The organism is uncultured Kriegella sp., assembly GCF_963975415.1.
Lineage (GTDB): Bacteria > Bacteroidota > Bacteroidia > Flavobacteriales > Flavobacteriaceae > Kriegella.
Genome location: NZ_CAXBGN010000005.1, coordinates 233,511 through 245,545 on the forward strand (window position 1 = coordinate 233,511; position 12,035 = coordinate 245,545).

Genomic DNA, 12,035 nt, shown 5'->3' on the forward strand with positions numbered 1-12,035 from the left:
TCCTTATTAGGATGTCTATGGTACTAAAGTGAAATTGTCAATATTCAATTTGGCTTTTATCCGGTTGTTCCATTTTAACAAGCTCTTGTAGTCATTGCCCTGACGGGTTTCCTTTTTAAATTTTTTTACTTCGGATGAGGCTCCAACGTGCATTTCGTCATAAACTGATTTTACTTCATCAAAGGTCATATTCTCGGTAATCCGGGAAGCTCCCAATTGCCTATACACCTCATAAATATCAAAAATAATATTATAATAGACCAACTTATTCTTTGCGCGCTCTTCGCTGAATCGAGAAGAATTAATATCCAACAAAGTTCGGCTTAGCATTTTTTCGATCCCATTTTCATCTTTATAGCTATCCACAACATAACAAATATTGATATTGGCTTTGCTATTTCGAGAAGTTTTGCTTTGTAGTTGTTCAAACGGTGTATCGTAGGCTTTGCCTGTTGTTAAATCTTTTCCTGGGTTAGTATTTATCCCGTCGTTTTCATTTTCTTTCGAAGACATATCATCTATATGTTTCCATTTAAGCCGTCTTTCGTTTTGCCAAGAAAGAACTGTGGGGTTTGTATATTTTAAGTCATCTAGTGGAATGTAATTATCATAATTAATCAGGAACCCATTTTTTTTCATAAAATCCATCGACCTGTTTTCGCTGATACTCTTAGGGAATTGGTAGTTGGTCTCCCAGAAATCGTCGGATGCCCGCAAGGCAATCATTTTGTCATAGTCGTTGTTAAAAGGAATCGTCTTGGTGAAATAGGGGTCTTTAAAAAAAGTGTCGTAGTCAAAGAAGTATAGAAAAGTTTGGGAATTAATGGTCTCAGAAACCTTTTTGGATTCATAGCCCATTCTAAAGGTAAGGTTCAGATACTGTATTTTTTCGAGGTCCATGGGATTAAAAACAATGTTGAGCAGAATTTCCTTGGGGGTCAAGACAACATCTTCATTGATTGAAGTCAATGCTTTTGTTATGGGGTCGTTGGTCCAAAGTTCAATTTTTTTGACCACCAAAAGCTGAGGATCTACCAACATTTTTCCATGAAACAATCTGCCATTGGCCTCTTTAGGCGAAAATGAAAGAGATACCTCCTTCTCGCCACAGGTAATGCAGTCATCAATTTTCACATCGTATTTTCTTTGAATGGCGTTAGAAGTCAGATTGCCCGGATAATCGGGAAATATTTGCTTTGAGGTCCCAAAAAGCTGAAAGTCACTTAAAATTTTAGTGTTGTCCAAGCTATAGAACGGGAACGATTTGTTTTGGCCAAACCGGCCACTTTTGACCCGGAGTTCTAAAATGCCCTTAGCTAAATTTTGTTCGCTATTGTAGAAACCCTCTACTTGCTCGATAGGAATATTTCTTGTAGAGGAATTCATGGTCAAAAAGGCCTTGCTGGCCGTTGTATTTATGCTCTTTCGGTACACGGCTATAATCCTGTCCAACAATTTATAGGGATAATCTTTGGCTTCACCGGCGGTTAGAATAACCTCGTCCAACACAGAAACATCCATTTTTAAATAAAGTTTGGACTCTTTCTCGAAATAAGATAGCGCTGCTTTTTTTGGTTTAAACCCTAAGTGTCTTATTTCTAACGAATCCTTATAAAAATCGCTGTCGACCGCGAACTTACCATCTTCGTTTGCTATGGTATATTGGGTTTTTGTACCGTAAATCCTTATCGTGCAATAGGGCAATGGATCATTTGTCGTCTCGTCATAAATAAACCCTTCTATTTTCGACTGCGCCATACTTTTTGTGCAAATGATGATGATTAAAAGAAAAATGATTTTTTTCATACCACTAATTTCTTCCCAAATGTATTGCTACACTAAAATAACCGTTTTATTTGTGAGGTGTGGTTTAATCGGAGGTTTATTGACAAGGTTCGTCAAAAAGGGTGTGCCCAAATTTTTTATGTAGTGGTTGTGTCTGTGGGCCTATGGAAAAGGGTCGGGTTATTGATAAAAGTCCTACCCCTGCTATTTTTAACGTGCACATTTAATAAGATGGTGGAGATCTATTCGATACTTTTTTGAAATACGTCTTTTACAACACAAAGAGAACCGTTCACAACATTAATTTCGAACCTTGCCCTCTTCAGTGTATATTTATCTTGTAATTAATTAGAAGTCTCCAATATCATTGGACCCCCAAATCAGAATTTTTAAAAATATACTTAACTATGGAAGCCCAAATTAACCACACCTCAACCGAAAAAGAGATTCAAGTGTACAAAAACGATTTTTTAAGTGGAATCGTAATGTTGGCAAGAAAGCTGTTTATGCTATAACAGTTTTTGAACAAAATTTAAAAAAGGAACGACTAATCTATAGTCGTTCCTTTTTTGTTTTAATTCGTTCTCGGCCAATTTGGTCAAGAGAAGCGATGTGGTCACCTAACAATGGTTTTATTGCACCACATCGGGGAAATTCCCTATATGCAAAACTTTATTCCTTTAGCACTTTTATGAACTCCGTATTCCCCTCTTCATCCATAACATTGAGTAATAACAGTCCTTTCGGGGCACTGGAAACATCAACGGCAAAACTGTTACCTACCGAATCGATAGCGCCTTGTTTTATCATAACGCCAGATAGCGTATACAAAGCAAACTGGGTATAAGAAGCATTTGCTGGTAACGTAACATTCATACTTCTTTGCACTGGGTTTGGATATACCGATATTTTCGAACTTTCAAGTTCGGGTTCGGTCGAGATTCCTTCTCCTATCCGGGCCTTAAACGAACTTGATTTTGGGCTTACAGTAAGGTAAACGCTGGTTTGGCAGCCATTTGCCGAGGTCAACACATATGTACCGCTGTCGGAAGAAGTTAAATTTTGAATTCTGTAGTTGTCGCCTACTGTAGAACCATTGGGTCGTTTAACAGTAAGCCCGATGCCATTAGGAAGCATACTAAAGGTTACATCTTTTCCTTCTACGGCTGTGATGCTGCTACTTCCACTTCCCCATACACCATTAACCCGGTATTCCGATGTTATTCCCGTCGAACAACTATTGTTGTTCGAATTGCTACCAGAGGAGGATCCGCCGACACTTAAGTTTAAGGTCGTTTGGCAGCCATTTGCAGAAGTGAGTATATAAGCCCCGCTATTTGCAGAAGTTACCTTTCCAAGCCGATAATTATCCCCTACGGTTGATCCGTTGGGGAGTTTAATAGTCAGTCCAACTCCATTAGGAATCATACTCAATATTACGCTAGTACCCTCGGCCAGACTAAGATTATTCTGGCCACTCTGCCAAGACCCGTTTAAACTATATTCAGGAGTAATGTTTCCTGAAGGACAGTCGTTACCGGAATTGCTATTGTCATTGCCACCGGTTGAGTTTCCTACTGTCAGGTTCAAAGTGGTTTGACATCCATCTTCAGAGGTAATTATGTAGCTTCCCGCATCGGCTTCCGTTACCTTACCGAGCCTGTAATTGTCACCTGCGGTCGAGCCATTTGGCAAGGTTATGGTGAGGTTTTTTCCATTTGGGAGCATACTCAAAACAATATCTGTACCCTCAGCCACTGTTAAGCTCTTTTGGCCACTGGCCCACGACCCGTTCAAGCGGTATTCTGGAGTAATATCGCCTGAAGGGCAATCATCTTTTGCACTACTACCGGGATCTCCAACAGTCAAGTTTAGGGTTGTCTGACACCCAGTTGCAGAGGTCAACACATATGCCCCGCTATCAGCTGTCGTAACTTCGCCGAGCTTAAAATTGTCTCCTGCCGTTTTGCCATTTGGAAGCTTGATAGAGAGTCCTATTCCATTTGGAATCATGCTTAATATAACATTCGTGCCTTCGGCAACGTTCAGATTGGTTTGTCCGTTTTGCCAAACCCCATTCAGACTATATTCTGGAATAACAGTGCAAGAACCGTTACTATTGTTATTGCTGTTCTGGGAACCTTGATATTCGTGCGGGCCTATGTCAGGTGTTGAAACCAATGAATTACCATTCAAATCAGTGGAACGTGCAGAATAGGCTACTCCTGCATTTATGGCAGGGCTGGTCGCTTTTAGCTTATATTTTGCGGATTGGGTTCCTGAATTGGTGAATAACGGGTTGGTATTCTTCGTACTTGAAAAGCCGGTAGTCGGTGTTGTAAAAGAATTATTATGAAAGATATTGTTATCGCCATCAACCGATATACTCCCTGAACTTATTGTAGCCCATTTCTTTGAGGTGGAATTAATAACAATATTATTTTTAAAATTCATTGAGGTTCCTGAGTTATAGTAGCGTATACCTCCAGACTGCCCATCAAAAACATTATTGTAAATGTCAATATTCTTGCTTGTCGTGGTTTCGTAACTTCCTTCGCCAAAAGAGACAATTCGACGACCACCTTTGAATACATTGTTAAAGACTTTGATGTTATTAGGGCTCGCTGAGGAAACCATTGGATTATATCCCTTAACTATGAATAGCAGTGCAGCATGGTCGCATTCGAGATAGTTGTTTTTCAAGGTTATATTGGTCGCCCCGTTTTCAATTGTAACTTGGTTGTCATCGGAGCCAGTCATACTATTACCTTCAAAAACTGCTCCCGATGAACTGGGATATCGTACCTCTATAATGGTTCTATAGATAAGATTATCTTTCCAAGTGTTGTTTCGGCCACCTCCATTAGATAGACCATGGCCGTTATGGGAACCACTGTGCAAACGATAAATTCTATTGTTTTCAAAGGAATTATTGGCGGCTGTATTTGAATCGTTTCCTTTGTAGCGGGTCGTAAGATAATAATCGGTCTGACGACTCGTGTCATCGTTACGATATTCATTGTACTTTATGGTATTGTTATTTCCTTTTGAAGAGGTATGTGGATCGATAAAAATAAATGCATATGCCGAATTTTCACCATAACAATTGCTAACCGTATTATTATTTCCTCTGATATAAACTGAAGACCCCTGGTAACCTTTTGTATCTAAACTTAGATCGGAGAACGCAAGATTGTCGAGCTTGTTGTTATTTCCTTGTACCAGTACAGCATAACCTGCCCTTCCATACGGATCGTTAAACCCAATATTATGAAGTTCGATATAATTACCTCCTACAAAGATTGCGTATGAATCACTGGAATTGGTTGGTTTTATTACCGGGAAACCGATTGAATTTATTGAGTTTCCGTAATCCATTGTGCCATAGGCTTTGCTTGAGATATCGCCTGGACTAGAGGTGTATCCCCTAAAAACAATAGGTTTAGAGCTTGTGCCGCTTTGCTTGAACCAGAGGCCGGATACATTATAGCTTCCAGATTTAACGTATACTACATCTCCAGCCTGAACTCTGTCAACAGCAGCGTCCCAGTTCCAGGCAGAAGCTTCCGAGAGTCCGCTATTACTAGATTTTCCACTTGTGGTTATATAATAAGTCTTGCTCTGAGCTGTTAGTGATTGAAAAAAAGAAACGGATAAAATAAGTAGGGTTAAAACGTATTTATTGTAGGTCATGGTACTAGTGTTCTAGAAAGATTAATAGTTTAAAAAAGTGGGGCGCTTTTCTTTATTTAATTAAAATCGATTTATGAATTGAAAATGGGTTTATTTAATAGCTAACGCTGTAATTTCTTCAAATTTTAAAATGGTATTTTATTGGGGCATTCCCAAAAATTGATTTATATCTGTTTATAAAATGGGGGAGTTTGAAATGTTACTAAGCCTTCAGTATCTTTTACTTTTTTAAAACTTTTAAAAATTCACTATCACCATTGTCATTACTTACATTTAGAAGGATTAAGCCTTTTTGTGCTTTTGAAACGTTTATGGCAAAATTGCTTTCACCGGTTTCAATTGTTCCTTCCTTAATCAAAATACCAGAGGTGTTGAATAACCTATAGGTCGTGTAATTGGAATGATTTGGTATGGATACATTAATTTCTCTTTGCACCGGATTAGGATATACCGTAAGCTCATCAACTGCATTTTGTAAGGTTAAATAATCTTGCGCTGCTGCATTTGCTTCTTCAGGGTTAAATCGGACCTTCAATGAAGTTCCTTTGGGTTCAACAGAAAGATTTATAACGGTTTGGCAACCATCTTCTGAGGTTAGTAAGTAAGTTCCACTGTTGGCTGCGCTTATGTTTGTAAGGGTATGATTGTCGCCAACGATAGAACCGTTGGGTAGTTTAATGGTTAGCCCGACCCCGTTGGGAAGCATACTCAATGTCAAATCTTCTCCTTCGCTCACACTAATGTTGCTGTCGCCACTTCTCCATAATCCGTCATATCTATACTCTGGAATAATATTACCCGCTGGGCAGGTATTGATAACCTCATCGCCTACGGTCAAATTCAAGATGGTTTGGCAACCTTCTTCAGAGGTAATAATGTAGGTTCCGCTATCTGCTGAGGTCACACGGCCTAAATGAAAGTTGTCTCCTACGGTCGAACCATTTGGGAGCTTAATACTAAGGTCCGCTCCGTTGGGCAGCATACTAAGTACAACATCGGTTCCTTCACCAACATTCAAATTGCTTGTTCCGCTGGCCCAAACACCGTTTAACCTATATTCTGGAATAACATACCCTGTTGAACAATTTGTGTTGTTCGAGCCATCACTACTATTATTATCTGAATCTCCTACGCTTAAGTTCAAGGTTGTTTGGCAACCGTCTTCCGAAGTGATTACGTAGGTGCCGCTGTCTTCCGAGGTGACTTTGCCTAGTGAATAGTTGTCTCCAACGATGGAACCGTTAGGCAATTTAATACTTAAGTCAACTCCGTTAGGCATCATACTTAGTAAAACGTCGGTTCCCTCATCGACATTTAGACTGTTTTGACCACTGTTCCAAGTACCGTCTAATCGATATTCAGGAACAATTGTTCCTGCTGCACAACCATTGTCATTAGCGTCATTGCCACTAGAACCAACACTTAAGTTCAACGTAGTTTGACACCCATCTTCTGAGGTTAACAAATAGGCGCCACTATCGGCAGTGGTCACCTTGCCCAGGTCGTAATTGTCACCAACTGTAGCTCCGTTCGGAAGTTTGATCGTTACCCCTACACCATTGGGATACATGCTTAACGTAACATCGGTGCCCTCTTCTACATTCAGATTGGTGGATCCATGGTTCCAAGCCCCGTCCAAGCTATATTCTGGTGTAATGGTTTCTGTACAGTTTTTACCTGTTTCTTCGGTACCGCCAACTTTCTCCATACGGTCAAAATCCCCTGCGGAGTAGGCCAAGTATATTTCTAGGGCAGAATATCCCGCGTTATTGATTACTTGATAACTTCCAAAGTTGTAGCTTTCCTTTACTTGACTACTAGAAGTGATACTATGTGATGATTCAAAACTGTCAGGTATATGGTTGTTATTGCTGTCTGTTGGGGCTGATCCGCTTTTGATACTAGGGAAGGAACCACTACTCGCCGATCCCCCATTGCCATTTTTATATTGATTAATAAGTCGGCTATCTACAGCATCGTGATTCGAAAAGCTAGCACCTACATGCGGCAATAAGCTACTCTCTATTTCCGATGCAGGTATGGCCGAACCAACAAGCCCTGAGGTTTTATAAGGTGAAGATTTGATGTAAGGGGAAAGGTTGGAGCTATATTGCCCTTGCCCTGAAATTTGAATGTTTCCTTTAATATAGGCATGGGTATTTGATGTCGACCCGGTTCCATCACTTTCTCCATTTACAGAAGTGGAACCTTTAGAACTTACTTGACTAGAGGCCTTATACTTATTATTTAACACTGTGAATTTTGTGCCAAGACTAGTGTTCGTTCTCCATAGTGCGCCATGGACCAAATTATTGACCATTTCATATTGTAATTTGGAAGACTGTGGGTGATTGCTTCTTATATTTCTTTCCCTATTATGTATAAAAAGATTTCTAAATACAGAGATATTTTCATTTTTCTTATAGCTTAAAAGGCCATAATTGCTTTCCGCAATTATGCAATTTTGAACCGTAACATCTTTGATGGTCGAGCCCGAAAAATTTCCAACAAGTGATAGGTTTTCGTCCCTTGCCCAGCTCAGACTACAATGGTCAATGATTATATCTTCGATATGGGTTCCATTATAGGCCGATATGTTGATGCAATCCTCATTACTTCCTGTACTTGAACTTGATTGCCGGATTCTCAATCCTCGAATAATAACATTTGAGGCACTAATACGTATTTCACCACCTTTTATCAATATACCATCGCCAGGTGCTGTTTCGCCGGCAACCGTAACGTTTCCAGCGCTATAAGGAATATCGAGATAGTTGCCTCCACTATGGGTTATCGTCCCTGATACCTTGAAAACAATAATTCTAGGACCGGTCATCTTGAGGGCGGCATCCAGACTTCCCGAACCACTTGAGTTAAGATTGGTAACCGCAACTATTCTTCCGCCTCTTCCACCAGTGGCATATTTGCCATATCCTTCGGCGGTGGGAAAAGCTTTTTTAGAGGAAAGTGTTATGGTAGGTATTGGAGGGTTTGGATAGTAACTATTCGATTTGATAGTGGTAGAGCCGTTCGCTGTCTCAGGTAGGTGCGTATAAAAAACAATAAGAATTGCACAGAAAAATGTGGTAAGTAAAAATTTCGTCATTTAGGGCAAATATTGGGGGTATTAGTCTAACTGATTGGTAATGAAATCTCAAAACCGCGGCAAAGATGCCTTAAAAGGCTCCCCAATTATCTTAAAAAAGTCTTAAAAAAGAGTTAAACTCGACGAAATGCAACAAAAAAAATCGTTATACGGACAAAAAAATCGACAAAGTGCGAAAATTCTTCGTTTTATGTTCACTTTAACGAATTTAAAATGTTAATGGCCTTTTTTAAGGTAGCTTGTGTTTTTGCAAAGCAAAATCGAAGTTTTTGGTTGTCTTTTTGATCGATATTAAAGACTGAGATGGGAATGCAAGCCAGCCTGTGGTTGGTGATAAGTTTTTGGGCATAGCTTACATCATTTTCGTCGGTTAATGCTGAATAGTCCAATAGTTGAAAGTAGGTACCTTGGGAGGGAAGTACCTTAAAGGAAGACTGGTTCAAGGCATTTATAAAATAGTCTCTTTTTTTTTGATAAAAGTCAGATAATTCTAAATAGTGCTTTGGTTCTTGGAGGTATTGGGCCAAGGCCCGTTGCGTCGGGTGGTCTACACTAAATACATTAAATTGGTGAATCTTTCGAAATTCTTGCATCAATTCGGCTGGGGCGACACAGTAACCTACCTTCCATCCCGTCACATGAAAAGTTTTGCCAAAAGAACCACAGACAATGCTACGAGATGCTAAATCTGGGAAACGAGAGACACTTTCATGTGTTAAATCGTCAAAAACAATATGTTCGTAAACTTCATCGCTAATTAGAATAATGTCGGTACCCAAAAGACTTTGCTGTAACGCTAGCATATCATTTTTTGAAAGAAGGGTTCCGCTTGGATTGTGTGGGGTGTTTATTATTACCATTTTGGTTTTGGGCGTTATTCGGACCCGAAATTTCTCCCAATCTATTTTAAAGCGATCCCCGTTCATTTCTACTAAAATTGATACGCCCCCATTAATCGCTATTGCCGGTTCATAGCAATCATACGCGGGTTTGAATACAATAACTTCATCGCCCTGATTTACAAATGCAGTAATTGCAGTATATATTGCCTGTGTGGCACCTACGGTAATGGTGATTTCTTTTTCGACATGGTAGCTCTTACCATGAAGTGCTTTTATTTTTTGAACAATGGCTTCGCGCAACGGAAATGATCCAAACATCGGAGCATATTGATTATATCCATCGCTCATTGCTTTGGTTACTAATCGCATTAATTTCGAATCGGCTTCAAAATTCGGGAACCCTTGGGAAAGGTCGATGGCATTATGCTGTCTGGCCAAGTTGCCTATTGTTGTGAAAATGGTGGTTTTTGCGTTCGGAAGTTTAGAGGAAATATTTTTCATATGCAACGACGTTGTAAATCGGATGAATTTGATAAAAGTACGAAAACATCGATGCGTTTGGCCATAAAAAAACCCCGGCAACAGCGCCGGGGATAATTATCTCAAATTGTTTTATTTATACAATCTAGGCATGTTGCTCTTCGTGTTTTCCCTCTTTAATTTCCTCAATCAATTTTGAGTTGAATGCGGGTAAATCGTTGGGGTTTCTACTGGTTACGAATCCTTGGTCTACAACGACTTCTTCATCTACCCAGTTTGCACCGGCATTTACTAAGTCGTCTTTAATAGAATTAAAACTGGTCATCTTACGACCTTTGACGACGTCTGCGCTTATAAGTGTCCAGGCAGCATGACATATGGCCGCTACGGGCTTTTCCTGCTTAAAAAAGTCTCGAACGAAAGTTAATACCTTCTCTTCCCTTCTTAATTTATCCGGATTGATGACACCACCAGGTAACATCAGAGCATTATAATCTTCAGCTGTTACTTGGCCTATGGTCTTATCGACTGTATACGAATTAGACCAATTTCCATTGGCCCAGCCTTTAATTTCTCCAGATTCAAGACTTACAATATCCACTTTAAAGCCTTCTTGCTCCATGGCTTCCTTTGGAGACTTTAATTCACTTTCTTCAAATCCATTTGTAGCTAAAATTGCTATCCTCTTCATAGGTGTTATTTTTTAATGATTATTAATATAATTTAGTAGCAATATACAAGCAACACATGGGATAGGTTGACGGAAAACAAGTTGATTTTTGCTCTATTGATACGATTGTAAATGCTCGATGACCTTTGTCAAACATTCATCGAGTTCTTTTTTTATTTCGGTTTCCCAGAATCTAAAAACTTTATAGCCCAACCGGTCCAATGCTGCGTTCACCTCGCTGTCACGCTGCATATTACGTTCGATTTTTGCAATCCAAAATTCACGATTTGTTTTTACTTTGGGTTTTCGTTCTTTCCAGTTATAACCGTGCCAATATTCGCCATCAATAAAGATTACGGTCTTATATTTGTTTAACACAATGTCGGGTTTGCCAATCAATTTTTTGTAGTCGACACGATAACGGTATCCAGAAGCATATAAGGCCTTTCGAAAAGCCAATTCGGGCTTGGTGTTCTTTCCTCGGATTTTTCCCATGATTTTAGATCGTTCAGGGGTAGTGTAAAACCCTGATTCTTCATTGAAGCGAGGGACTTTAATGCGTTCTTCGGAATACTTTTTGGACATAGTTTAAAATACAAAAAAATCCCAAAATCCATCATTTGGACTTTGGGATTTTTTACGTTCCGTTAGAGTCGGTATACAAGGTTATGTTATTCGGCAATACGATTTGACTCCGAAAAACCTGATCTATCCTTTTGAAGTGGCACTCAAATATTCCCGATTCATACGGGCAATGTTTTCTAAGGAAATTCCTTTAGGACATTCGATTTCGCATGCACCGGTATTGGTACAGTTTCCGAAACCTTCAAGATCCATTTGTCGCACCATACTTTGAACACGTTCTGTAGCCTCTATCTGTCCTTGAGGCAATAAAGCAAATTGAGATACTTTAGCCGAGGTGAAAAGCATGGCACTGGCATTTTTACATGCGGCAACGCAAGCACCACAACCTATGCAGGTCGCGGCGTCCATCGCCTTATCGGCATCATGTTTGTCAATAGGAATTGCATTGGCATCGACGGTATTTCCAGAGGTGTTTACCGAAATATACCCACCTGATTGTTGTATGCGGTCAAAAGCACTACGGTCTACTATTAAATCTTTGATTACGGGAAATGCGGTAGCACGAAAGGGCTCGATAACTATAGTGTCACCATCTTTAAATTTGCGCATATGTAATTGGCAAGTAGTCACCAAGCGATCCGGGCCATGTGGTTCACCATTAATTTGAAGGGAACAAGTGCCACAGATACCCTCACGGCAGTCATGATCGAATTCAACGGGTTCTTCTCCTTTGTTTATGAGCTCTTCATTAAGAACATCCAACATCTCCAAAAATGACATATCTCCTTCTACATCTTTTAAGACATAGTCAACAAGTTCGCCGGAGGATTTGGCGTCTTTTTGGCGCCATATTTTTAGGTTTAGTTTCATAGTT

The 12,035-nt window shown here is 39.7% G+C and carries 7 protein-coding genes; all 7 read right to left on the minus strand.

Going from position 1 to position 12,035, the window contains the following annotated elements:
• Positions 1-15: 15 nt before the first annotated feature.
• Entirely contained in the window at positions 16-1,806 is a 1,791-nt protein-coding gene (locus AACZ88_RS13330; RefSeq protein ID WP_339711146.1) for a carboxypeptidase-like regulatory domain-containing protein, read from the minus strand.
• Positions 1,807-2,457: 651 nt separating this feature from the next.
• Positions 2,458-5,478, minus strand: a complete 3,021-nt coding sequence (locus tag AACZ88_RS13335; protein ID WP_339711149.1) for a choice-of-anchor Q domain-containing protein — start codon at positions 5,476-5,478, stop codon at positions 2,458-2,460.
• A 220-nt stretch (positions 5,479-5,698) separates the two neighbouring features.
• A complete protein-coding gene (locus AACZ88_RS13340) occupies positions 5,699-8,584 on the minus strand; it encodes a T9SS type A sorting domain-containing protein (RefSeq protein ID WP_339711151.1) in 2,886 nt (961 codons plus the stop codon).
• A gap of 194 nt (positions 8,585-8,778) precedes the next feature.
• On the minus strand, positions 8,779-9,927 hold the full coding sequence (locus AACZ88_RS13345; RefSeq protein ID WP_339711153.1) for a methionine aminotransferase: 1,149 nt from the start codon (positions 9,925-9,927) through the stop codon (positions 8,779-8,781).
• 124 nt (positions 9,928-10,051) lie between these two features.
• On the minus strand, positions 10,052-10,597 hold the full coding sequence (locus AACZ88_RS13350; protein ID WP_339711155.1) for a type 1 glutamine amidotransferase domain-containing protein: 546 nt from the start codon (positions 10,595-10,597) through the stop codon (positions 10,052-10,054).
• A 93-nt stretch (positions 10,598-10,690) separates the two neighbouring features.
• Positions 10,691-11,161: a very short patch repair endonuclease gene (locus AACZ88_RS13355; protein ID WP_339711158.1), complete on the minus strand. Its 471-nt coding sequence runs from the start codon at positions 11,159-11,161 to the stop codon at positions 10,691-10,693.
• Positions 11,162-11,284: 123 nt separating this feature from the next.
• Positions 11,285-12,031, minus strand: coding sequence for a succinate dehydrogenase/fumarate reductase iron-sulfur subunit (locus AACZ88_RS13360; protein ID WP_339711160.1), 747 nt, complete (start codon positions 12,029-12,031; stop codon positions 11,285-11,287).
• Positions 12,032-12,035 lie beyond the last annotated feature (4 nt).